The organism is Streptomyces sp. SID9727 (genome assembly GCF_010550605.1).
Taxonomy (GTDB): Bacteria; Actinomycetota; Actinomycetes; order Streptomycetales; family Streptomycetaceae; genus Streptomyces.
The window spans coordinates 169,549-194,811 of sequence record NZ_JAAGNI010000136.1 but is presented as its reverse complement, the minus strand read 5'-3'; the positions used below and the strand labels follow the sequence as shown (position 1 = coordinate 194,811).

Sequence of the window (25,263 nt, the reverse complement as noted above, 5' to 3'; positions counted from 1 at the left end):
CCCGAGGACCCCGAGGACTCACCCGATGACGCTCACCTACTCCGCCGGTTCCCTGGTCACCGCCCGAGGCCGCGAATGGGTCGTGCTCCCCGAGAGCGCCCCCGACATGCTCGTCCTGCGCCCGCTCGGCGGTTCCGACGACGACATCGCCGCCGTCTTCCCCGCCTTCGAGGACGTCAGCGGCGCCGAGTTCGCCCCGCCGTCCGCGGCCGACCTCGGCGACCACCGCGCCGCCGGACTGCTGCGCTCCGCCCTCCGCATCGGCTTCCGCTCCGGCGCCGGCCCCTTCCGCTCCCTCGCCGGCATCGCCGTCGAACCCCGCGCCTACCAGCTCGTCCCGCTCCTCATGGCGCTGCGGCAGAGCACCGTACGACTCCTCATCTCCGACGACGTCGGCATCGGCAAGACCGTCGAGGCCGGCCTCATCGCGAGCGAACTCCTCGCCCAGGGCGAGGCACGCGGCCTTGCCGTCCTCTGCTCGCCGGCCCTCGCCGAGCAGTGGCAGGAGGAGCTGCGCACCAAGTTCGGCCTCGACGCCGAACTCGTCCTCGCCTCCACCGTCTCCCGCCTGGAGCGCGGCCTGGACCTGGGGCAGTCGCTCTTCGACAAGTACCCCCACGTCATCGTCTCCACCGACTTCATCAAGTCCACCCGCCACCGCGACGACTTCGTCAAGCACTGCCCCGACCTGGTGATCGTCGACGAGGCCCACACCTGCGTCGTCGCCGACGACACCACCTCCACGCAGAACCAGCTCCGCTACGAGCTGCTGCGCCGCGTAGCCGAGGACGCCGAGCGTCACCTGCTCCTCGTGACCGCCACCCCGCACAGCGGCAAGGAGTCCGCCTTCCGCAACCTTCTCGGCCTGGTCAGGCCCGAACTGGCAGGCACGGACCTGGACTCCGACCGGGGCCGGCGACTCCTCGCCCAGCACTTCGTCCAGCGCAAGCGCGCCGACGTACGCCAGTACCTGACGACCGAGGACGGCCTCGGCGACGACAGCCTGGCCGAGCGGACCGCGTTCCCGTCCGACCGCTTCTTCAAGGACGAGACCTACAAGCTGTCACCGGCCTACCGCGCCCTCCTCGACGACGCCATCGCCTATGCGAGCGAGCGCGTCGAGGCCGCCGGCAGCCAGGGCAAGCGCGAGGCCCGTATCGCCTGGTGGTCCGCGATCGCCCTGCTCCGCTCCCTCGTCTCCTCCCCCCGCGCCGCCGCCCAGACCCTCCGTACGCGCTCCGCCGCCGCGGCCGCCGCCAGCGCCGAGGAAGCCGACCGCTTCGGCGCGCCCCTCACCCGTGACGCGGCCGACAGCGACAGCCTGGAGGGCATGGACGTGGCCCCCGGCGCCGGGACCGACGACGCGGGCGCCCGCCTCGCCGAACTCGCCGGCCGGGCCGCCGCCCTGGAGGGCCCGGAAGGCGACCTAAAGTTGAAGGCCCTGGTCAAGCACCTCAAGGCGCTGCTCGCCGACGGCTACCACCCGATCGTCTTCTGCCGCTACATCCCCACCGCCGAGTACGTCGCCGAGCACCTGGGCGGCAAGCTCGGCAAGAAGACCGTCGTCCGCGCCGTCACCGGCACCCTCTCGCCCCAGCAGCGCATCGAGCGGATCGAGGAGCTGGCGGAGGAGGCCGGGCAGGACCCCGCCGCCCGCCGCGTCCTCGTCGCCACCGACTGCCTCTCCGAGGGCGTCAACCTCCAGCACCACTTCGACGCCGTCGTCCACTACGACCTCGCCTGGAACCCCACTCGCCACGACCAGCGCGAGGGCCGCGTCGACCGCTACGGGCAGCAGCGCGACGAGGTCCGGGTCATCACCCTGTACGGCAGCGACAACGGCATCGACGGCAAGGTCCTCGACGTCCTCATCAAGAAGCACCGCCAGATCAAGAAGGACCTCGGCATCTCCGTCTCCGTCCCCGACGAGACCTCCTCCGGCGTCACCGACGCCATCGTGGAGTGGCTGCTGCTGCGCGGCCGGGAGGGGGAGCAGGGCACCCTCTTCGAGGCAGACTCCTTCCAGCAGAGCTTCGCCGACCTGGAGGCCGACTGGAAGTCGGCGGCCGAACGCGAGACCCGCTCCCGCTCCCGGTTCGCCCAGCGCTCCATCCACCCGGAGGAGGTCGCCCGCGAGGTCCTCGCCATCCGCGACACCCTCGGCCGCGCCGACGAGGTGAACGACTTCGTACGGACCTCCCTCGCCGCCCTGGAAGCCCACCTGGTGGAGGCGGGCGACGGCTCCGGCGACTTCACCGCCGAGGTCAGCGGCACCTCCGCCGGCCTGCGCGACGCCCTCGCCCCCGTCGTCGGAGCCACCGCCGTCGAAGGCGCCCGCCCCATCCCGTTCCGTACGACCTCGGCCGTGGCCCGGGGCGAGGCCGCCCTCGTCCGCACCGACCCCGTCGTCGGTGCCATCGCCGCCCACGTCCTGAACTCCGCCCTCGACAGCCAGGCCGACGGCCGCCGCCCCGCCCGCCGCTGCGGCGTCGTCTCCACCCGCGCCGTCGACACCCGCACGACCCTGCTCCTCGTCCGCTACCGCTTCCACCTCACGCTGCCCTCCCGGCAGGGGGAGAAGCAGCTCGTCGCCGAGGACGCCCGCCTCCTCGCCTTCCAGGGCTCCCCGAAGAACGCCGTGTGGCTGCCCGAGGACCAGGCCCATGCCCTCCTCACCGCCCAGGCCGCCGACAGCGTCGACCCCGACCACGGCGAGGCCATGGTGACCCGCGTCCTCGGCCAGCTCCCCGCCGTCACCGACCACCTGGAGCAGTACGGCGACACCCTCTCCGCCGAACTCCACGAGTCCCACCGGCGGGTCCGCCGCGCCTCCGACGAGATCGTCCGGGGCCTGCGGGTCACCGCCCAGAAGCCGGCCGACGTCCTCGGCGTCTACGTCTACCTGCCCGCCGCGTCCGGAGAGGCCGCCGTCTGATGTCCGCCACCACCCGCAACCAGGTCTTCTCCGCCGTCCACACCGTCGGCGGCCTGCTCCCCGCCGACATGCTGCTCCGCATCGCCGACGGCAAGGACGTCAAGGGCTCCGCTCCCGCCGACTACCAGGTCATCGGCGCCCGCTCCGTACGCGACGAGGCCGAACGCCACTGGGACTACCTGAAGTCCGTCTGGCGCGAACTGCGCGAGAAACTGCCGGTCGCCCCGGACGCCGAGAACCCGGCCGACCCGACCGGCCTGGCCGTCTCCCAGTGGCTGGAACCGCTCTTCGCCGAGCTGGGCTTCGGCCGCCTGACCCCGATCGGTGCCACCGGCATCCCGGCGGACAGCGACCCCGACCGCGTCTTCCCCATCAGCCACCGCTGGAACCACGCCCTCCTCCACATGACGGCCTGGAACGCCGACCTGGACAAGCGCACCGGCGGAGCGGGCACGGTCCCGCCCCAGTCCCTCGTCCAGGAGTGCCTGAACCGCACAGAGGCCCACCTGTGGGGCGTCCTCACCAACGGCCGCCGACTCCGGATCCTGCGCGACTCCAGCGCGCTCGCCACCGCCTCGTACGTCGAGTTCGACCTCGAAGCCATCTTCGACGGCGAACTCTTCAGTGAGTTCGTGCTCCTGTACCGCCTCCTGCACGTCTCCCGCTTCGCGGTGCCGGAGGGCGCGGCCCCGTCCGCCTGCTGGCTGGAGAAGTGGCGTACGGAGGCGATCGCCTCGGGCACGCGCGCCCTGGACCAGCTCCGCAAGGGCGTCCAGGAGGCCATCACCACCCTGGGCACGGGCTTCCTGCGCCACCCGGCGAATACGGCCCTGCGCGAGGACACGGACGTCAAGGCCCTCCACGGGGCGCTGCTGCGACTGGTCTACCGCCTGCTGTTCGTCTTCGTGGCGGAGGACCGCGATGTCCTGCACGGCCCGGAGGCGACCGACCAGGCCCGGGACCGCTACACGACCTACTTCTCGTCGGCTCGTCTGAGGCAGCATGCCCACCGCCGCCGGGGAACGGCCCACGGCGACCTCTACCAGGCCCTCCGGATCGTCCTGGACGCCCTCGGTGACGAGAACGGCCGCCCGGAACTGGGCCTGCCGGGCCTCGGCGGCATCTTTGACGAGACGGAGACGGACGCCCCACTGAAGGGCCTGTCCCTCTCGAACGAGTACCTCCTCACGGCCGTACGCCACCTCTCCCAGGTCCGGGACGCGGGCTCGCGGCGGTGGCGCACGGTCGACTACCGGCACCTGGACGCCGAGGAACTGGGCTCGATCTACGAGTCCCTGCTCGAACTGGTCCCGCAGCACAGCGCGGCCGACCGCACCTTCGAACTGGTGGAGCTGGCCGGCAACACGAGGAAGACGACGGGCTCGTACTACACCCCGTCCTCGCTCATCGAGTGCTTGTTGGACTCCGCCCTGGACCCGGTCCTGGACGACGCGGTCAAGCGCGGTGAGCAGACGGCGAGCGCGGCGGGTGACCCGGACCCGTCGGACGCGATCGTCCGCGAACTCGTTTCCCTCACGGTCTGCGACCCGGCCTGCGGCTCGGGCCACTTCCTGGTGGCGGCGTCGCGGCGGATCGCGAAGCGGGTGGCGGCGGTACGGGAACGTAACCCGGAGCCCACGCTTGAGGCCGTCCGCCACGCGCTGCACGAGGTCGTGGCGCGGTGCGTCTACGGCGTCGACCTCAACCCGATGGCCGTCGAACTGGCCAAGGTGTCGCTGTGGCTGGAGGCCCTGGAACCGGGCAAGCCGCTGGGCTTCCTGGACGCCCACGTGAAGCACGGCAACGCGCTCATCGGGGCGACACCGAAGCTGCTGCGGGGCGGGATCCCGGACGAGGCGTTCAAGCCGATCGAGGGCGACGACAAGAAGTACGCCAAGACCCTGGAGAAGCAGAACAAGGCCGAACGGGGCGGCCAGCGGGGCCTCTTCGACCTCGGGGGCGAGGCGAAGATCGCCAACACGGTCTTCGCGACGGGCCTGCGCCGCATCACGGGTGCCGCCTCGGATACTTTGGCCCAGGTGCGCCGCCAGGAAGCCGCCTACCAGGATTGGGCGGAGTCGACGGAGTACGTCCGCGCCCTGCACGTGGCCGACGCCTGGTGCGCCGCCTTCATGTGGCGCAAGAAGGCCGACGCCCCGATGGCGGTCACGGAGGAGGTCTTCCGGAATCTCCAGGACCCGTCGTCGGACGCGGCCCCGCAGTCGACGCACGACGAGATCGTTCGGCTGCGGACGCAGTATGGCTTCTTCCACTGGCACTTGGAGTTTCCGGAGGTGTTCTCCGTCCAGGAGTCATGGGCGGGGGCCGATGAAGCGACGGGGTGGGCCGGCGGCTTTGACTGTGTGGTTGGGAACCCGCCGTGGGAACGCATCAAGCTGAAGGAGCAGGAGTTTTTCGCACAGAGGGACGTCAACATTGCGACGGCTCCCAACGCGGCAGCCCGGCGGGCTCTGATTGCGGAATTGCCCTCAGTGAGGCCCGAGTTGGCGGCGGAGTTCGGAGTGGCCAAGCGGCGTGGAGACGGCGAGGCTCGCTTCATCCGGGATTCGGATCGATACCCACTCACTGGCATCGGAACGGTGAATACGTATGCCGCATTCTCGGAGGCGGGTCAATCTATCACGGGCTCGCGCGGGCGCATGGGTGTAATCGTTCCGACGGGAATCGCGACGGACGTGACCACACAGTACTTCTTCAAGGACCTGGTGCAGAAGGGCTCGATCGGGGCGCTGTACGACTTCGAGAATGCGGCGCCGGTCTTTCCTGGCGTGCACCGCTCGTTTAAGTTCAGCGTTCTGTCCCTGGTGGGCCGGGCCCTGCACGAGCCGGCAGCCCGGTTTGCCTTCTTCCTCCACGACCCGGCAGAGCTGGATGACGCGGACAAGACGTTCACGCTGACTCCTGAGGAGATCGCCCTCCTCAATCCGAACACAGGAACCTGCCCGGTCTTCCGTTCCCGCCGCGACGCCGAGATCACTCTGGGCATCTACCGTCGAGTTCCTGTCCTGATTGAGAGGGGGGACTCGAAGGGGAACCCTTGGGGTGTGGAGCTTGGGCGCATGTTCCACATGACCGACGATTCGCACCTTTTCAAGGTGCGTCCGGATCTCGAAACTGATGGTTGGCATCTAGACGGAAACGTCTTCAGGAAGGGCGAGGCATTGATGCTTCCCTTGTACGAAGGGCGGATGGGGCATCAGTTCTCCCATCGGTTTGCCGATTCCACCGGATCTCACGAGTCCTCCCTAAGTGAGCTGGGAAACCCTGGATTTGTCGTGCAGCCGCAGTACTGGGTGTCGAAGGAAGATACCCAAGCGCGTATCGCCCGTCGCAGATACGGCTGTACGTCCGCGCTGCTTGGACATCGAAGGGTTGCCCGGAATAACGATGAGCGTACGGGAATCGCCACCCTGATTCCTTGGGGTGCGGCATCTTATGGATGGACCATTTCGTCTGGACCTTCGGCGTCTCGTCTCGCGCTTCTATCGGCAACGTTCAATTCATTTGTCTACGACTACGCACTGCGGAATAGTTTCAGTCAGCCAAGTATTCCGCAAACCACCTCCGAACAAGTAGCTGTGCCGGGTCCTGACCTGCTCGGAGCTCACACTTTGTTCGTTGTGCCGAGAGTGCTGGAACTGAGTTGCACGGCGGACGACATGGTGGCGTTCGCCCGCGATCTCGGCGACACCGGCGCCCCCTTCATCTGGGACGAAGACCGCCGCACCGTCATCCGTGCCGAGCTCGACGCGCTGTTCTTCCACCTCTACGGCATCACCCGCGACGACGTCGACTACATCCTCGACAGCTTCCCCATCGTCAAGCGCAAGGACGAGGCCAAGTACGGCACCTACCGCACCAAGGACCTCATCCTCGCCGAGTACGACCGGATGGCGGCGGCCGGCGTCAGCCTGACGACGCCCCTCGTGGACGGCGAGAACTACACCTCCACCCTCACCCCGCCCCCGGGTCACGGCCCCCGCCACCCGGCAGTCTGACGCGCACCACGCCTACGCGGCCCGGACCGGCGGAGAGTACGACGGTCCGGGCCGCGACTCGAAAGGAGTGACCATGGATGACGAGATCCAGCTGATCCGGGACGGCGATGGCCTGGCGGTCATCGGGGATCAAGCGGCGGTCGAACGCTTCCTCATGTCGGAAGGGCTGCCGTCGCAGGCCCTGCGACCGCGCCCGTTCCGGTCCGCCCTCGGCAACGCGGCTGGATTCGCACAGACGGGTTCCGACATCGCCGCCAACTCGGGCCGCTGGGTGAAGCTGACCAGGGAGTCCGCGCGGCGCATGGACAAGTACGGGCTGAGGGAGAGCGCCAAGACGGGTTTCAGCACCGGCGTGCTGAAGGGCGACAAGGGCCAGATCAAGGGGTTCGTCGAGTTCGCGAAGGGGCGGGGACCCCTCCGAGGGAACCCGGCGCAGATGGCCAACGTCGCAGCGGTCATGGCGCAGCTCGCGATGCAGCAGGCCATGGACGAGATCACCGACTATCTCGCCGCGATCGACGAGAAGCTCGACGACGTGCTCCGCGCCCAGGAGGACGACGCGTTGTCGAAGATGATCGGAGCGGAGCTCGTGATCGAGGATGCCGTGACCATCCGGGACGAGGTCGGCCGGGTCTCCGACATCACGTGGTCGAAGGTGCAGGCCACGCCGGAGACGATCGCGACGACTCAGGCGTACACGCTCCGCCGACTCGACGCGCTCGCGGAGAAGATGGAACACAAGGCCAAGATCGGTGAGCTCGCCTCGGCGGCCGAGCAGGCCGAGTCCAAGGGCAGGCAGTGGCTCGCCGTCCTGGCACGTTGCTTCCAGCTCCAGGACGCGATAGCCGTGCTCGAACTCGACCGGGTACTGGACACGGATCCGGAGGAACTGGACCGGCATCGTGAGGGGATCCGGATCGCCCGGCGGAATCGGCTGGAGCTCATCTCGCGGAGCACCGAGCGTCTGGTGGCCCGGATGAACGCGGCCGCCGACGAGGCTAACGCGAAGGTGCTGCTGCACCCGACCAAGTCCCCGGCCGTGGTCCGGTCGAGCAACCAGGTCGTGGCGGGCGTCCACGACTTCCACGGGCGGCTCGGGATCGAGTCCGGTCGCCAGTCGTCTGAGGCGAGACGATGGACGGTCGCGGCGACTGAGGTGCGGGACAAGGCGCTTGAGACAGGCGCCAAGGGGCTTGGCGCCGCCAGGAGCCTCGGCAACGAGACCCTCGACAGGGCCAGTTCGGTCAAGGACAAGATCGCCGACGGGATCGCCGAGCGAGCGCGCCGCCGGCGTGGGGACGGGAACGGCGACGAGAAGGAGCGCGACACGGAAGGCTGAGCGAGCAGCGCCGACCGCGCGGGCTCCCGCCCAACCGCACCAGCGACCCTCTCTGCTTCGCACCCTCGACCCCGATGAGCCTCGAAACAGCCCCGCCCGCCCCGGACGGGTGCGCACCTCAGGAGTCTTCTGCCATGATCCCGCCCAAGCCTACCGACGAGCCCGCCTTCCCCGCCGCTCCTGTCGCCGCGCCCGCCAGAGGCCGGCTGTCCCGGCGCGCCGCCGTGCTGCTCGCCGTCTGGACGGTCGTGGTCGCCGGGGTGTCCTCCGCCGTCACCGTCGCCATCGTGGGCAACGGCGGCGCCGAAGTCACCGGCACCGCCGCACCGACGTCCAGCCCATCCGTATGGCAGGACACGCGCACGTACCCCGACGACGCCGCGCAGGGCCCGGAGGAACTGGCCAGCCCGTCTCCCACCGCCAAGAGCTACGCCATGGGGGAGAAGGCCAAGAGCAGTGGCGCGACCGTCGTGGTCAAGAAGGTTCGCGAGTCCGCGACGGTGACCATCAACGACCACGACTCCGAGACGACGAAGACCCTCAAGGCAGGCGCGGAGGCGAAGTACGTCATCGTGGAAACCACCGTCTACAACGACGGGACCGAGTCCTTCGACCCTGCGTGTGCCGATGGGATCTCGCAGGGGCTCATCGACGCCGAGGGCCGGAATTTCGACCCCATCGAGAACCAGTACCAGGTCAAGGGCAACGAGAAGGCGTGTAGCGGTGAGGAAGTACAGCCGGGGTTCAAACGTGACGCGGTGTTCGTCTACAAGGTCCCTGCTGACGCGCGCGCCGTCCAGTGGGCGTTCTCCGGTTCCGAGGGTCGGGTCCCGGACGACCTGGCCATCGTGACGATCACCGGCACCAGCTCCAGCTGACCATCCGTTCTCCCGCGCCCTGACCCACCGCCCGCCCGGAGCCGCGCCATGACGCCGTACGCCAACGAGGAAGACACCCGCAAAGTCCAGACGGCCGTCCTCGGGCGCGCCGACTCCGACGACCCCGTCTTCCTTCCGTACGACCACGACGAGTTCGACCTCTTCATGCGGGGCCGTTCCCGTGACGACTTCTACTGCGGCACCCTCCTGGGCGGCTGCGGCAAGAAGCTCAGTGCCAAGCGCTACACCGAGAAGAAGTGCCACTTCGCGCATCGCCCACCCGTCCACTGCCGCCGTACCGCGAACGGCGAGTCCAGCGCCGACCACCTCTACATCGGCCAGGCCCTGACCTGCTGGCTCGCCGGACAGAACCGGCGGAATGCCAAGGCGTCGTACCGCACCGTCGAGGACAGGCCGGGCGGGACCGTGGACTTCCGGCTGTCCGGCGGGCGGCAGCTGATCCGCGTACAGATGGCCCGGCTGGGTCTGCACCCGTGGCGGCAGGAGGCGGAGAGCCTCGCCCGGGGCGCCGACCATGTCGAGTGGCTCTTCGGACCGGACAACATGCTGGCCTACGACCGGGTGGAATCCCACGGGTACGCGATCCGCGTCGAATGCCGGACGGTCGGAGTCACGCGCGAGGTGCGGATCGGTACGCAGCTGCCCGGCAACACCGTCGAATGGACAACGCTGGAGGAGTGCGTCCTCACCCGCCAGGGGATCGTCACCCCCAGCCTGGTGTCAACGCCACAGGGAATCGTGCCGCGAGGATCGACTGGAGCCATTGCTTCCGCCGCTTCCGTCACGCCGCCGATCGCTTTCCGCCTGGCCGACGACACCGTGGCCTTCACCGGAGCCATGGCCAGGACCGACATGAAGTCGCCGACCGGCACACCGGGCAGCGTCTACGACGCCGACATCCAGCCTCTCGGCTCGGCAGTGGCCCGGGCACGGATCGTCCTTCCTCACGCCTCGACGACGCCCAACCCGTCGAGGGTGTACGTCCTCCGGGAGCGCGTGACCCTGACCCCCGTCGACGCCACGACGACGGACACGCCCGCGTGGCTTCTCACCGCCGCTCAGACGCGACGCCTGGACGCTCGGGAAGCGGCGGCCTGGAGCGAGCTCAGACCGCCCCAGCCGGCACCGGCGCCAGCCAAGCTCCTTCCGGTCGAGCCGCCGACCGCGCCTCCGGGCCCACGGCTCGACGACCGTGAGATCGTGGCGTCCTTCCGGGAGACGTTGGAGCGGACCGCCCGCGCACAGGGCCGGATCACCTGGGCCCAGCTTGCGGGGAAGGCGAAGGCAAACCCCGAACTGTTCACCTCGGAGCACCGGCGCAGGCTTCTCATCGCGCTCGACTTCCCTCGCGCCGAGGACAAACCGGTTCTTTCCTCACTCCTCAGGTCGGACGACGGTGACGTCCCGTCCTTCTTTGCCGCTGTCCTCACCGGTCTGGGCTGGGCGCCGGGCCTCCCGGGGAATCAGGTCCGCCACATCAACGAGACGGAACGGCGACGCACCTACGAGCTCTTCGGGGCCAGCCCCGTCACTGCCCCTCCGGCGCCGCCCGCCTCCCCGGCGGCCCCCCGGCCCCAGCCCGTGCCACAGCCCAGGGAGCCGGTGAGCCGACCACGGGCGGTCGCGTCCCAACCGGCCCCGGCGACCGGTCTTCCGACCCTCCAGCTCGTGCTCGCCCTACGCGAACATCTCAAGGCTCGAGCGAGGAACGGAGCCGACGACATCACCTGGCGGGAGCTCTCGGCCAACACGGGATTCGACTTCGGCGCCCTGTCGGACGAGCGGCGGACCAACCTCCTCTTCCGTGTGGACGAGCCCCTCAAGGGCCACGACCTCATGTACGCCGCTCTCGTCGTGACGGACGCGGGCAAGCCGCTGCCGTACTTCCCCGAGATCCTCAGGAGTCATGGGCGTCCGGTTCCCGGGCTCCAGAGCGAGGCTCATCAGGCCAGGCAACTGGAGGCCGACCGCATCCGTGACGCGTACACGAGCGGCGCGAACCGGTCGAGGGCAACGCAGACGGCGTCACCCGCTGTGGCCCCGGCACCCGCCCCCATCGGGAGCCCTGTCGACACCTCTGTCGCGGCCGCCCTCGGAACACTCACGGGGCTGCGCTGGCGATTCGACCACGCCCGGGAGGCCGGCGACCTCGCCGAGGCCAAGCGCGCCTGGCAGGCGGCAGGCAAGCTGTACGGTACGAAGCTGCCTCGGGCGGAGCAGGCCGAGCAGTATCCCCACCTGCGCGCCATGAGCGAGTGGGTGCGGGGGCGTGAGAACGAGATCGTCCAGGCGGATCTCCGGCGGATGTTCGATGATCTCGGGCGGCGGCAGGAGCCCAGTGAGGCCGAGGCCCTTCGGGAGAGCATGGCGCGCGCGAAGGAGCTCAAGCGGAAGCACCACGGCAAGCTCCCGCAGGACCTCCAGGACGCGTACCGCGCCTGTGCGGAACGACTCGCCGCGCTGCTCGCCGTGCCGTCCGGCGGCGACCCGAAGGGACCGCAGACGGAGGACGCGTCATCCCGGCCGGACGAGACCAAGCTCGCCGAACTCGCGGCCGTCGTGCGCTCCCTCCTGGAGAACACCGCACGGAACGGGGCCACCCTCACGTGGTCCGCGATCCGTCACCGGCTGAGCGGGGAACTTCCTCACCTGCACCCCGACGATCAGGGGCAGGTGCTCGTACTCACCGACGCGAACACCCCGGCAGACGAGCCGCTCCTCTCCGCCCTGGTCACCACGAATAACGGGGATCTTCACCCGCTGTATCGGCACGTGGCCTTCTCGCTCGGCCGGGAGACAGCCTCAGGTCCGGACGAGCTCCACGCACGGTGGCAGATGGATGTCCTTCGGCTCTACGGCATCTGGAAGCACCGCTGACTTACTGGTGGCGGAATGTGAGAAATTCCGAAAGTCGGAGGCTCGCACTTTCGTCATTCCCTGAGTAGCCTGGATGACGAAGAAGACAGGGGATGGAGAGAGGGAGGTCACCCATGGCCGCGGCCACGTTCCATGCCAGCGTGCGCGACAAGGGGCAGCTGACGCTGCCCGCAGGGGTGCGCGAGGCGCTGGGAGTCTCCCCAGGCGACGAGCTTGAGTTCGCGATCAACGACGCGGGTGTCGTCGAGGTTCACGGACTGAGGAAGATCCGCACCGACCAGGCATGGTTCTGGACGGAGCGGTGGCAGGCCGGTGAGCGCGAGGCGAGCGAGGACATCGCGGCCGGACGCACGACCCGCCACGAGGACGTGGACGAGATGTTCGCGCACCTCGGCAATGAGAACTGACCCCGACCCCTGGGAGGCCTGATTGCCGACTTTCGAGACGACCGCTCGCTTCGACCGCGACTTCAAGAAGCTCCTTCCGGAGGAGCGGGCGCGGTTCCAGGAGACCATTCGGGACAAGTTCGTACCGGATGTGACCAGCGGACGGTTTCGGCCCGGCCTCCGGGTCAAGCCGGTCCAGGGAGTGCCCCTCCCTGCCGGCGCGCGTCCCGTCACGGAGATGACCTGGGCGCCCGATGGGCGTGCCACCTGGCAGTACGCGGACGAGGTCCGCGAGGGTGAGCCGCACATCGTCTGGCGCCGGGTCGGCGGACACGAGATCTTCGATCCCGGTCCTGCCTGAGGGGCGGAGGGGCGTCGGGCGGCGGATGCCGGCCGACGCCCCTCGTGTGGTCCCCGGGCTCACAGCCCCGGCGACTGAGGCAGGCTGTGTACCGTCGGCCGAAGCGTGCATCGCAGGGCAGAATGAGCCCGTGAGCGACGAAGACGTGGACCTGGCCGACCTTCTGGGCACCCGGGAATCCGCATGGCTGGAGTTCAAGCGCACGCCCAAGCGCGAGGGCAGGCGCGGGGACGCCATCGCCAACGCGGTGTGCGCCATGGCCAACGACCTGTGCGGTCGTGGTGGCGGTGACATCCTCGTGGGGGTGGACGACAAGGGCATGCCCGTTGATGACGTCGATGTGAGCGATCAGGCGCTGCTCCAGCTCACCGAGATCCGGGACTCCGGCCTCATCCTCGACCGCCCGTCCCTCACCGTCGAACGGGCCGTCTACCGGGGCCGGCCCGTCGTCCGGCTCCACGTGACCGCGTCCGCGACCCCGCCGGTGCGATTCGACGGCGTCATCTGGGTCCGTCCGGGCCCCACCACGCGGAAGGCCAACAGGGAGGACGAGCGGGTCCTCACGGAGCGCCGTCGTGCCAAGGACCTGCCCTTCGACACGCGCCCCCTGGAGCTGGCACGCCTCGACGACCTGGATCTGGACGTGTTCCGGCAGTCGTACCTGCCGTCGATGGTCGCCCCCGACGTCATCGAGGAGAACGGCCGGCCCGTCGAACTCCAGCTCTCCTCGCTCCACCTCGCCACCCCCACCGGCACGCCGACCACGCTCGGCGTCCTGGCCGTCGGACTGGATCCGACCAGCCAGGTTCCCGGAGCCTACGTCCAGTTCGTCCGCTACCAGGGCACCGACCTGGACGCCCCGATCGCCGACGAGCAGGAACTCCGGCAGAACCTGGTGGGGCTGTCGGCGCGTCTGGAACCCCTCCTGCGCAGCAACCTCCGTACCCGGCTCGTGGAGGACGGCTTCCGGGAGACCCCGCGCCCGGACTACCCGCTGGAGGCGCTGCGCGAGCTCTGCATGAACGCCCTCATGCACCGCAACTACGAGACGTCCTACGCGCCGACCCGGATCGTGTGGTTCGACGACCGGATCGAGATCACCAACCCCGGCGGCCCTTTCGGGCAGGTACGGGACGACAACTTCGACCGCGTCACCGACTACCGCAACCCGTCCCTGGCCGCCGCGTTGAAGGGCCTCGGGTACGTGAACCGGTTCGGCCGCGGTATCGGCCGCGTGAGAAGGGCACTGGAGGACAACGGTAATCCGCCCGCCGAGTTCCAGGTGGACGATTCGTCGTGGGTCGTCGTGATCAGGAGGGCCGCATGACGTCGATCGCGCTGTTCAACAACAAGGGAGGCGTGGGAAAGACCACCCTCACCTACCACCTGGCCCACATGATCCGGCGCCTCGGCCTGAGCGTTCTGGCCGTCGATCTGGACCCCCAGGCCAACCTGACCTCCATGTGTCTGGACGAGACGGAGATCGAGGATTTGTGGGAGAACCCCTCCGAACTCATCAACCAGGGGGCGGCGAAGGCGGGACTTCCCGGCACAGGGCGGGTGCGCAGCGGACAGACCATCGCCGACGCCGTCCGTCCCATCCTCGAAGGGACGGGCGACATCGCGGCCGTCGAGCCTGTCGAGCTCCAGCCGGGGCTCTGGCTGTTGCCGGGAAGCCTCGACCTCAGTCGTTTCGAGGACAAGCTGTCCAACGAGTGGTCCCGCGCTTACGCGGGTGACATCGCGGCGATCCGTACGTCCACGGCGTTCCACCGGATCATCGAGCTGGCCACCCGGACCGTCGGGGCGGACGTCGTGCTCATCGACGTCGGCCCCAACCTGGGGGCCATCAACCGCGCCGCCCTGATCTCGGCCGACACGGTGCTGATGCCGCTGGCCGCCGATCTGTTCTCGCTCAAAGGCCTCAGCAACCTGGGGCCGACGCTGCGCCAGTGGCGTGCCGACTGGCAACAGCTCGTCCTGCCCAGGGTGCCCGCGAACATCTCCGCGCCCCGGGCGGAGATGCGTCCGCTCGGGTACGTCATCATGCAGCCGGAAATGCGGTTGGACCGGCCGGTCAAGGCGTACGAGCGATGGCTCAAGCGGATTCCGTGGGTCTACTCCTCAGCCGTCCTCGACGAGGTGGAACCCACCCGCGAGGACGACCAGCACCGCATCGCGACCATGCGTAACTACCGGAGCCTGATGCCTCTGGCGCACGACGCCCGGAAGCCGATGTTCGACCTGAAGCCGGCCGACGGCGCCCTGGGGAGCACCCAACAGTACGTGAAGACCTGCTTCAAGGAGTTCCAGGCGCTGTCCCGCGGGGTACTGGCGAGGATCGGCGAGCCTCTGGGGGAGGCTCACCCGACCGCACCGGCGGACAAGCGCTGACACCTCGTCGCGAACGACACGAACCGCGTCCACCCCTCGCGGCCGACCGCGAAAGGCTGGCGCTCCCCTTGACACCACGACCGCAGAAACAGGCGCGGCTCGGACCCTTTCCGACGCGAACCTCGCCGACCGGAACCAGGCGTACCCGACCGGCGCTCGGACCCGTCGGAGTGTCGGCGCCGTTAGCCTGTCGGCATGACGGAGCGTGTCGTTTCCGGCCGCGCGGACGGCCTGATCACCGTGGACGCCGCCGACGCGCTGTGGGTCGGGCTGACGGCCGGCGGCGCCGTGCCGACGGCTTCCGGGGCGTTCACCCGCTCGCCCGCCCGTGCCCGGACGGGGTACGTCCTGCTCGGGAGCCGCGTGGTCGCGACGGTCAGGGTGGGCGGCGGTCGGTGGGGCGTCGCGGAGCGCGAGGTGCGCCGGGCGGCCGCGGAACTGAACGCGGTGGTCATGGACCGGTGGGACCTGGTCCGCGTCGGCCCGTTCCGCGGGGCGCCGGTGCCGGAGCCTGAGCCGGAGCGCGACGAGGAGACGTCGTTGCGCTGGCGGTGGCGCGTCGCCGAGGAACTGGGGGAGCCGGGCGGCCCCGGGTGCGGGACACGGCACGAGGCCGGCCGGCCGTGTCATCTGACGGGGATCGACTGGCGACAGCTACTCGTGGAGCACACTCCCGACGGGACCCGGCGGACGTGGTGGCTGCCGCGCGGAGTGGTGAGGCTCCTCGACGCGGCCGAGCACGCCGAGACGCGGTGGCTGCGAGCCGCGCGGACCCGCGAGACGGGCGCCGCCGCGACCGAGCCGCGCTCCCGCCCCCGGCGGGCCGGGGACGCCGACGGGCGGCGAGCGACGAGCCCCGAGGGCCCCGCCGCCTCACCGCGCCCGTACGGTAAGGAATTCGAAGGCCAGTTGTACTCGGTGCTCAGCAGGAAGCCTGGCATCGCCAGGAAGGTGGCCGAGTGGTTGTGCGCCGTCTGCGGCGGCGCGCCCGCCGCAGTGCTCGACCACTGCCACGAGCACGGCTACGTCCGCGCCACCGTCTGCCAGTCCTGCAACACGCGGGAACGCCCCGATCATCTGTACGCCAACGACGTCCGCGTCGCGAACCGCTACACCCGCCTCTTCCACACCGACGCCAGCGACTGGCTCCGCCACTGGCACCGCTGCACCGGCTGTCGCGCGCGCACCACCCTGCCGCTGCCGCACCTCGCCGCCTGGACCGCCTTCATAGCCTGCCGGCCACTGCGCCCGACCCACCGGGCCCCGGGCGGACGTCAGCCCTGCGGCACCCTGCGCGTGTCCTGGACGGGCAGTCAGAACGCGCCCCAGTCCTGCCTGTTCAGGGTCATGGTCGATTTCTGTCCCGCCGGCGAGCATCGTGTCCTGGCGCGGGTCCCCTACCGTGAGGCCGCCGAGCGGTTCTCCGGCTGGCTGGCCGAGACGGCCCCCGCCGTGGCCGCCGCGTCCGGCCCCGACCGCCTGGACGGCCTCCCCGCCCAGCCCCGGCCGGTCGTCGTGGACCCCGGCGGCGAGGGCCTGGGACTGTTCTGAGCCGAAGAGCCGCCCGCCGCGTACGGCGACGGGCGGCTCCCGCGTAACACCGGGCGGGCGTGCGGCTCAGTCCTCTGCCGCGTACCGCACGAACCGCGTCCACCCCTCGCGGCCGACCGCGAAGGGCCGGCGCTCGTCGTCCTTGGAGTCCCGGACGTGGACGGCCTGCGGGGTGACGGCGACCTCGACGCAGCAAGGCGGGTTCCGGCGTGACGCCGGGACGGCTCGTCAGAGTCCGCAGGAGCGAGAGCCCGCACTGCGTGGCGAGTTGCGCCGTGGTGAGGGACTTCTTGAAGCCGGCCCGGTCCGAGCCGGTCTTCGGTATGACGGTCCAGGCCATGAGGCGCAGGCGACCCCTTCCGGCGGGCACGGCCTCGATGCCTGCGCGGCGGCGGCCGTGCAGATTGGCCAGGAGGGCGGGCATCTCGGGAACCACCGACGGCTGGTGGAGGACCAGATCCCGCTCACCGTTGTCCCAGCGGGTGTCGTGCAGAGCGAGTTGAGGCCGACCGGGCTGGACGAGACGCCATTCCACGGCGGTCCCGTTCTCCGTGGATCCGGAGCAGGTGGCTCCGTGGCGCGTTGCGCGGGTGCCTGACCGCCACAGGGTTAGTTCGTCCGTGAGTCTCATGGCGTTGAGGGTCTCCTCAAGAGGTGCGGCCGTGCGGCCGTCTGACTGTCACTCATGCCGCCCGGATCCGCGATCGTACACAGATTCGCATGAAGTGTGGCGGAAATACCCGTTGACGGCGTCAACATATCTGCGCCACTCTGGGGCTCCCGGGTTCGGACTCCGCCGTCGCACCCGCCGCCTCCCGTGCATGGAGCCACACCGTGAGCGACCAGCCCCACCCCTCCCTCCGCGACCTCGTCCTCCAGCGCCTGGCCGCCGCCGGCCTGGAGCCGGAGACGGCGGATCTGCTGCGCGACCTCTTCCCCGGGACTCGGGCCGGAAGTGCCTCCCGAACCGGTCCTCTCTTCCTCCGCTCCATCACGGCCGCCGGATGGCGAGGCATCGGCCCGGAGACCACGCTCGGCCTCACCCCCGCACCGGGCCTCACAGTGGTAGCCGGACGCAACGGCTCCGGTAAGTCCAGCTTCGCCGAGGCCGCCGAGATGGCACTGACGGGCGACAACTTCCGCTGGCAGGACCGTACTCAGATCTGGCGGCAGGGGTGGCGGAACCTGCACGATCCGGCGGCTCCCCGTGTAGAGGTGGAGTGCCGGCGCGACGGTGCCGACACGCCCGTCACCGTCCGCAGGAGCTGGCACGGCGACGGGCTGGGCGACGCACGGGTGGCGGTCCACCGGCCAGGCCTGCCCGGCGGAGAGCTGGGCGAGGTCGTCGGCGCGGAGGAGCTCGCGCTGTACCGGCCGTTCCTCTCGTACAGCGAACTCGGCGCCGTGATCAACGGCCCCATGACCGCCCTCCATGACGGACTCGCCCAGATCCTCGGCCTGGAGCAGCTCTCCGAGGCCTACAAGGAGGCGGGAGCCCGCCTCAAGGCGATCAAGGACGGCGAGAAGAAGGCCACCGACCTGGCAGCCACGGTCCTCATCGAACTGCGGGGCTCCGGCGACCCGAGGGCCGTCGCGGCCGCGGAGGTTCTCTCCGCACGCCGCCCGGACCGCGAACGCGTTCGCACCCTCCTCGCCACCCGGCCCGAGGGCGACACCGCCGAACTCGAAAGGCTGCGCGGGCTCTCCACCCTCGAAGGGCCTGATCTGAGCGACATCAGCGGTGCTGTGACGCGGCTGCGGGAAGCCGCGGCCCGGGCCGATGACGAGCGGTCCGGCTCCGCCGAGGACGCCCGCCGTCTCTCCGACCTCCTGGAGCGGGCGCTCGACCACCGGCGGCGGACGCGGACCGCCGACTGCCCCGTCTGCGACACCCCCGGACTGCTCGACGACGACTGGGCGGTGCGCGCCCGGGAGCAGGTCGAACGGCTCCAGCACGAAGCCGCGGAAGCGCAGTCCGCGCGTGACGACCTGCGCGGCGCCATCCGCGCCGTCCACGATCTCGTCCAGCCCGTCCCCGTATGGCTCCGGCCGGAGGACTCGCCGCTCGCCGCCCTCTGGCGGGAATGGTCCCTGTGCCGGAGCGCGACCGACCCCCGCCCGCTGGCGGATCAGGTCGAGCGCCTTTCGGCCGCCCTCGCCGACGCCTGCCGGCAGGAGAGCGAGAAGGCGGCCCGCCTGTTCGCCGAGCAGGACGCCGGCTGGCGGCCGCTCGGGGTGCGCCTCGCCGAATGGCTGGCCGTCGCCGACCGGGCCGCCGAGGCCGCATCGCTCGGCAAGCGACTCAAGGACGCGCAGACCTGGCTCAAGAAGGTCACCGACGAACTCCGCGAGGAGCGGCTGCGCCCGTTCGCCGACCAGTCGCAGACCATCTGGAAGCTGCTCTGCGAGCGCAGCAGCGTCACGCTCGGCTCGATCGGGCTCACGGGGACGGCCAACCAGCGCAAGGTGAAGCTCGACGTGTCCGTGGACGCCATGGACGCGCCCGCCTTCGGCGTGATGAGCCAGGGCGAACTGCACTCGCTCGCCCTCTCGCTGTTCCTCCCTCGCGCCACCCACCCCGACAGCCCCTTCGGGTTCCTGGTGATCGACGACCCGGTGCAGTCCATGGACCCGGAGAAGGTCGAGGGGCTCGCGCGGGTCCTCCACGCCTGTGCCCAGCGCCGCCAGGTGATCGTCTTCACTCACGACACCCGCCTCCAGCAGGCCATTCGCCACCTGCGCATCCCCGCGACGATCATGCAGGTCTCCCGGCAGACCGACTCCGTCGTCAAGGTCACCCGCACCGACGACCCGGTCTCCCTCGCGCTGAGCGAGGCCCGGGCCGTCGCCAAGGACCCGAACGTGCCGCAGGACGTCGCCGACCGGGTCCTGCCCCAGATGTGCCGTGGCGCCCTGGAGGCCGCCTGCCTGGAACCCGCACGGCGCCGCCTGCGGGCCGAAGGCCACGGCCACGCCGACGTCGAGGCCAGGATCGGCAAGGCACACAAGCTCACCGAACTCGCCGCGCTCGCCTTCTACGACAGCACCATGGAGCCCGTCCAGGTCCTCGCCGCCGTCGCCCAGGACCACGGTCCCTGGGCCCGCGCGCTCATCGAGCGGTGCAACGCCGGCGCCCACCAGCTCCTCACCCCGATCGGCGACCGCATGGACCTGGTCCGGGACACCGAGCGCCTTGCGAAGGCGGTGCGCGGCCGATGACCCGTACCCCCGACGACCTGGCCGCGGCCGCCCGTCATCTGCTCCTCCCTCCCCCCGGTGTTCCCCACACCCTCGCGCCGGGACTCCGCGCCCGAGCCGCCGCCGCCCTGCTCCGGCTGGCCCTGGACGAGGCCATGGACGGCTTCTGGCGGCGGGTCAGTCCCGCCATGGCGCACAGCCGTGGCCGTACCAAGGCGCTCTGCCTGGAGTGGTACGCCCCGTGCTCCGTGGCCCGTCAGTGGTACGCCGTGTGGTCCGCGCTCAGCGCGGCCTGCCACCACCACACGTACGAACTCCCGCCCACCCCGGGCGAGGTCAGGGCCTGGCACGACGACGTCGTCGAACTGCTCGCCGCCCTCCGCCAAGGGCCCGAGCGGACCGAAGCCTGACCGGTGCACCGAAAGGACCACGGCATGGACACACGCCGCTACCGCATGGTCGTCACCAGCGGCCTCGACTACGTCAGCACCGGCGCGCAGGTCGACGCCCGGCTCCGGGACTGGCTGCGTGAACCGCCCAAGAACTACGACATCCAGGCGTTCGCGGAGGGACGCAACGAGATAGCCCGGGGAGTCACGCTCGACCACGACTCGGCGACCGGCACCGGCGGGGCGTACGGGCGTTGGCGCCTCCGGGAGACCGCCCCGGACGGCACCTGGCAGACGACCCTGGTGATCAGGCAGACGGAGAGCCGGCCGACCCGCGTACAGCTGGACGTGGAGCACCTTCCCGACGATCCGGACACGTTGCCGACGCCCGCAAAGACCCCCCGCCTCGCGGCAAGCCTGCTGGACGTGCTCCAGGCCCGCGACGGGCTCGCGGACGTGACCCGGATGCCACAGGTCGTCGAGGCGGCCGACATCGACTCCGTCATCGACGAGTTGTGCGACGCGGAGCGCCGTCTACCGATCGTCATGGCCACCGCCCCGAACGGGGCCGACTTCGATGTCTGGCTGGAGCGGACCCTGGACCCGCTGGTCCGTCCCCTGGCCGGCCTCGCCATCCTCTACGCCCTCGCGCCCGGGGCGGACAACCGCTTCAACCGGCTCATGGAGTACCACCGGGTGTACGGCGGCGGCATCCGGACCTTCCTTCCCGGTGTGGACCCGGCCTGGGCGGCCGACGGCCAGCGCCACCGCGTCATGTCGCACCGGGTCGTCGCCGAGAATCCGGCCCGGGCCCGCCGCCTGCTCGCCCAGCTTCCCCAGGGCCTCGCCACCCGGGCGCCACTGCCGCCCGAGCTGGACGCGGTACCCGTGTTGCGCGCGCGTACCAAGGAGAGCTCGGGCAGCTCCGAGCTGGAGCGGCTGAGGGACGAGAACCACGCCCTCTTCGAGATCCTCGAGGAAGCCGGGCGCGAGCAGCGGGTACGGGCCGACGAGATCAGGGACCTGAAGAACGAACTCCAGCGCGCCAGGAGCGACGAGATCACGCTGATCGCCGAGTACGACGAGCAGTACCGGGAACTGCACGAGAGCCGGGTCCAGCTCGTCACCGTGCAGAAGCGCCTGCTCGCCCTCGGCGCCGCCGAAGCCGCGTACGCCCCGGACGACGGCGGTCCCGCTGTCCCCGAGTCCTTCGCGGAGATCCTGGAACGGATCGAGGAGATGCCTCGCGTGCACTTCACCGGAGCCAGGAAGATCACCCTGGAACTGGACGACCAGGCGTACGGTTCCTCCTGGGTCCGCATGGCCTGGGACGCACTGCTGGCGCTTCGGGACTACGCCGACGTCTCGGTCGACGCCCCCGCCGACGGCGCGGCCTTCCATGACTTCAAGCAGTGGTGCGAGGACGCTCCGGGCGGCAGGCACGCGATATCGCCCCGTAAGGTCGTGCGCGACGAGTCCAGGACGGTGAAGACGAACAACGCCTGGCGCAAGGAACGGACCTTCCCCGTCCCGGAACACGTGGATCCAGCCTGCCGGCTGTTCATGGGCGCGCACGTGAGGATCGGCGGCGGCAACACCGTCGCTCCACGCCTGCACTACCACGACGCCGCCCGCGCCGAGCACGGGATCTTCATCGGATACATCGGGCCGCACCTCACCAACACCCTCACCTGAGGTACGGAGCGGGGCTAAGGTCCTTCTCGGCACCGGCCTTCGGGCATATGCCCTGCCCGTGTCCAAGGACTCACCGGAACGAGGAACGTACGTGAACCAGGAGTGTGCGTGAACGAGGACAGCGGCAACCCCGCCGAGTACCCGGAGTTCCGGCTGCGGCTGCCCGGCGGGGACGGCATCGGGCGGGCGGTCGGCGTCCTCCTCGACGCCGTCGGCACCAACGGGAGCCGCAAGTTCCTGGTCCGGGCCGGTTCGCCGGCCCGGGAGCACGTCATGCCCTCGTTCCCCAAGCACTTCAGCGGCACGTTCAAGCGGCGCGAGGAGCTGAGAGCCGCCGGAGTCCTCGCGCCGTCCGACCGCTGGCCCGGCTGGCTGGAGCTGACCGCTGACGTCGAGTGCGGATCGCCGTCCGCCGCCGCCGAGATACTCGTCGGAGCCCCGCGCAACGGCTGGGAGGAGTGGCGCACCGAGGCGGGCACACCGCTGTCCGACTTCATGGAGGGCATGCGTTCCGGGCCCAACCGTGCCTGGCTCGTACGCGGCTCGAACGTGGCGGGCAGTGACCTCGTCCACCGCCTCTGGCTTCCCGAGGGCAGGGTCACGCTGTCGGCCTCGCGGCTGCGCCAGGGAGTGGCGCAGGGGGCGAGCAAGGAGCGGCTGAGAGCGTTCGTCGAGGAGGACTACGGGACGACGGCGACCTACAACCAGAAGCTGGAGCTCGTCGACGAGCTGTACGCGTTCCTCTCCTGGATGAAGCCGGGCGACACGGTGTGCGGCATCTCGGGGGGCCGCCTGTACGTGGGTGAGATCACCGGAACGGTCGAGCAGACCGCCTCCGAAGGCGGCCGCTCCAACCTGCGCCGCCCCGTCGACTGGCAGAGCAGCGGGTACGCCTACGACGAGCTTCCCGAGGAACTCCAGCAGAAGCTCTCGGCGCAGCACGACGTCGTCGACCTCACCTCCGTGCAGGCCCTCATCGACGGACTCGGCCGTACCGACGAGGAGCTCGCCGACGAGGCCGTGTCCCGGGAACGCGACCCGAGCGAGACCGTCCCGGCCCTCGCGGCCCGGCGTGAGCTGGAGCTTCCCGAGCCGGGCCAGGCCCTCGCCGACGAACTGCTCGTCCACGACGTGGAGTGGCTGCGCGAGGTGAAGGACCTCCTCTGGGACGAACGGCAGCTGGTGCTCTACGGACCGCCGGGCACGGGCAAGACCCACCTGGCCCTCAAACTCGCCGAGTTCCTCGGAGGCGGGCCCGAACGGGTCAAGCTGGTGCAGTTCCATCCGTCGTACGCGTACGAGGACTTCTTCGAAGGGTTCCGGCCGAAGGAGGACCCCGACACCCGGGAGGTCGCCTTCCGGCTGACGGCGGGCCCGCTGCGGGAGCTCGCCGACCTCGCCTCCCGCGAAGGAAACCGCCACATCCCGCACTTCCTGATCATCGACGAGATCAATCGTGCGAATCTGGCCAAGGTCTTCGGAGAGCTCTACTTCCTCCTGGAGTACCGGAACAAGTCGGTCCGCCTGACTTACTCGGGCGACGACTTCGCCCTCCCGCCCAATCTCTTCGTCATCGGCACGATGAACACCGCCGACCGCTCCATCGCCCTTGTCGACGCGGCTATGCGACGGCGCTTCGCCTTCGTGGAGCTCTCGCCGCGTACCGAGCCCACCCAGGGGCTGCTGCGCCGCTGGCTCGCCGCCCAGGACCGCGGCCCCGAGCCGGCGGACCTGCTGGACGCGCTCAACTCCCGCATCGACGACCCCGATTTCCGTATCGGCCCCTCGTACCTGATGAAGAAGGCGGTCTACCGGGAAGGCGGCCTCGACCGCACCTGGCGCACCAAGATCCTTCCGCTCCTGGAGGAGCATCACTACGGAGAGGGAATCGACGTTGCCAAGACCTACGGTCTCGAAGCCCTTCGCGCGAACATCGCACCGGCTGCCGGCCCGGGTGAGCCCGACGCGTGACCGGCATCCAGCTCGTCGAACACGCCCCGCACACCACCCATGACCTGCCGGCGGCCATCGGCCGGGCACTCGCCGCCTCCCGGATCGTGGACGCGGCGCCCGACCCGTACCGGACCGGGGGGTGGCGGCTGCGCGCGGGGAGCAAGGTCGGAGCCTTCGTGGTCAGGGCCCCGGGGGAGGACCCCGTCACCCTGAGGATCACCCCGAAGGTGCCGATCGCCCATCTGTTCTTCCTCCTGGGGTACACCCTGAACCCGCGGATCCACCAAGAGGGCACGGTGGAGGTGTCGGCGCACACGGAACTGGTTCCCTTCTTCTCCCAGACCTACGAGAGGGCGCAGGAGCGAGCCCTGAGGCAAGGAGTGCTGCAGGGGTACCGGCATACGGAAGAGGCGTCCCCTGTCCTTCGCGGTCGGCTCAGGGAGACCGACCAGGTGCGCCGTCGCCACGGACGGCTGTTTCCCCTGGAAGTGGCCTACGACGAGTACACCACCGACATCCCCGAGAACCGGCTGTTGCGGGCGGCGACCGAGCGGCTGCTGAGCCTGCCCCACGTCCCGGCCGGAGTACGGCGGTCCCTCCAGCACCAACGGGCCCGGCTCATCGACGCCGAGCCCCTGCTGCGCGGCGCCTCTCCGCCCCGGTGGCGGCCGAGCCGTCTGAACCTCCGCTACCAGCCCGCGCTGCGGCTGGCGGAGACCGTCCTGCGCCGCGAGTCGCCCGAGCACCTGCCGGGTGACGTCACCGTCGACGGATTCCTACTCGACATGAACAAACTCTTCGAGGACTTCGTCTGCATAGCCCTGCGTGAGGCCCTCGCCGCGTATGGCGGACACTGCGCGCTCCAGGCCAAGGGAGTGCATCTCGACGCGGACGGGACCATCCGCATGAGGCCGGATCTCCTCCGGTACGGGGACGACGGCCGCCCGCTGAACGTGGCCGACGCCAAGTACAAGGCGCGGAAGCCCGACGGTTTTCCCGACGCCGACCTCTACCAGATGCTCGCCTACTGCACGGCGCTGGGTCTTCCCGAGGGGCATCTGATCTACGCCAGGGGCGGCGCGCTTCACGCCTCCCACCGTGTCCGGAACGCGGGGATCGTCATCCACCAGCACGTCCTGGACCTGGAAGGGCCGCCGGCGGAACTGCTCGGGACGGTCCGGGACCTCGCCCGCCTGATGGCCAGGGGCGCGGAACCCGCATCCCCCTAAGATCGTTTCGGTCGCGCCGCACGCCACGAGGTAAGGAG

Annotated in this window: 15 protein-coding genes and 1 pseudogene; 15 read left to right on the top strand and 1 reads right to left on the bottom strand. The window is 70.2% G+C overall.

The window, feature by feature from the left end:
• Positions 1-25 precede the first annotated feature (25 nt).
• The 10 genes from G3I41_RS09055 to G3I41_RS09010 all read left to right on the top strand — a co-directional run bounded on the left by G3I41_RS09055 (position 26) and on the right by G3I41_RS09010 (position 16,761).
• Entirely contained in the window at positions 26-2,935 is a 2,910-nt protein-coding gene (locus tag G3I41_RS09055; RefSeq protein ID WP_164399693.1) for a DEAD/DEAH box helicase, read from the top strand.
• Complete coding sequence (locus G3I41_RS09050) at positions 2,935-6,954, top strand: DNA methyltransferase (RefSeq protein WP_164399692.1); 4,020 nt, start codon at positions 2,935-2,937, stop codon at positions 6,952-6,954. The genes G3I41_RS09055 and G3I41_RS09050 overlap by 1 nt, the downstream gene beginning before the upstream one ends.
• A 73-nt stretch (positions 6,955-7,027) precedes the next feature.
• Positions 7,028-8,293 (top strand): hypothetical protein, encoded by a 1,266-nt coding sequence (locus G3I41_RS09045; protein ID WP_164399691.1) that lies wholly within the window; start codon positions 7,028-7,030, stop codon positions 8,291-8,293.
• A 134-nt stretch (positions 8,294-8,427) separates the two neighbouring features.
• Positions 8,428-9,171, top strand: a complete 744-nt coding sequence (locus tag G3I41_RS09040; RefSeq protein WP_164399690.1) for a DUF4352 domain-containing protein — start codon at positions 8,428-8,430, stop codon at positions 9,169-9,171.
• Between the two features lie 48 nt (positions 9,172-9,219).
• Positions 9,220-12,069 carry a competence protein CoiA family protein gene (locus G3I41_RS09035; RefSeq protein ID WP_164399689.1) on the top strand — a complete coding sequence of 950 codons (2,850 nt, stop codon included), beginning with the start codon at positions 9,220-9,222 and terminating at the stop codon, positions 12,067-12,069.
• A 113-nt stretch (positions 12,070-12,182) separates the two neighbouring features.
• On the top strand, positions 12,183-12,476 hold the full coding sequence (locus G3I41_RS09030) for an AbrB/MazE/SpoVT family DNA-binding domain-containing protein (protein ID WP_164399688.1): 294 nt from the start codon (positions 12,183-12,185) through the stop codon (positions 12,474-12,476).
• Positions 12,477-12,498: 22 nt separating this feature from the next.
• Entirely contained in the window at positions 12,499-12,816 is a 318-nt protein-coding gene (locus G3I41_RS09025) for a hypothetical protein (protein ID WP_203600521.1), read from the top strand.
• Between the two features lie 130 nt (positions 12,817-12,946).
• Positions 12,947-14,143: an ATP-binding protein gene (locus G3I41_RS09020; protein WP_030035947.1), complete on the top strand. Its 1,197-nt coding sequence runs from the start codon at positions 12,947-12,949 to the stop codon at positions 14,141-14,143.
• Positions 14,140-15,210, top strand: coding sequence for an AAA family ATPase (locus G3I41_RS09015; protein WP_164399686.1), 1,071 nt, complete (start codon positions 14,140-14,142; stop codon positions 15,208-15,210). Before G3I41_RS09020 ends, G3I41_RS09015 begins: the two co-directional genes overlap by 4 nt.
• Before the next feature lie 195 nt (positions 15,211-15,405).
• Entirely contained in the window at positions 15,406-16,761 is a 1,356-nt protein-coding gene (locus tag G3I41_RS09010) for an endonuclease domain-containing protein (RefSeq protein ID WP_164399685.1), read from the top strand.
• A 66-nt stretch (positions 16,762-16,827) separates the two neighbouring features.
• On the opposite strand, the pseudogene G3I41_RS09005 reads toward G3I41_RS09010, so the two are convergent.
• Positions 16,828-16,953: pseudogene (locus G3I41_RS09005) on the bottom strand (DUF397 domain-containing protein); the annotation flags it as partial.
• Between the two features lie 642 nt (positions 16,954-17,595).
• Here G3I41_RS09005 and G3I41_RS09000 point away from each other — a divergent pair.
• The 5 genes from G3I41_RS09000 (at position 17,596) to G3I41_RS08980 (ending at position 25,225) form a co-directional block, all read left to right on the top strand.
• Complete coding sequence (locus tag G3I41_RS09000) at positions 17,596-19,980, top strand: AAA family ATPase (RefSeq protein WP_164399684.1); 2,385 nt, start codon at positions 17,596-17,598, stop codon at positions 19,978-19,980.
• Complete coding sequence (locus G3I41_RS08995; protein ID WP_164399683.1) at positions 19,977-20,369, top strand: hypothetical protein; 393 nt, start codon at positions 19,977-19,979, stop codon at positions 20,367-20,369. The genes G3I41_RS09000 and G3I41_RS08995 overlap by 4 nt, the downstream gene beginning before the upstream one ends.
• Positions 20,370-20,393: 24 nt before the next feature.
• Positions 20,394-22,043, top strand: coding sequence for a hypothetical protein (locus G3I41_RS08990; RefSeq protein ID WP_164399682.1), 1,650 nt, complete (start codon positions 20,394-20,396; stop codon positions 22,041-22,043).
• Between the two features lie 108 nt (positions 22,044-22,151).
• Positions 22,152-24,014, top strand: a complete 1,863-nt coding sequence (locus tag G3I41_RS08985; protein ID WP_164399681.1) for a DUF4357 domain-containing protein — start codon at positions 22,152-22,154, stop codon at positions 24,012-24,014.
• Complete coding sequence (locus G3I41_RS08980) at positions 24,011-25,225, top strand: restriction endonuclease (protein ID WP_164399680.1); 1,215 nt, start codon at positions 24,011-24,013, stop codon at positions 25,223-25,225. The genes G3I41_RS08985 and G3I41_RS08980 overlap by 4 nt, the downstream gene beginning before the upstream one ends.
• Positions 25,226-25,263 lie beyond the last annotated feature (38 nt).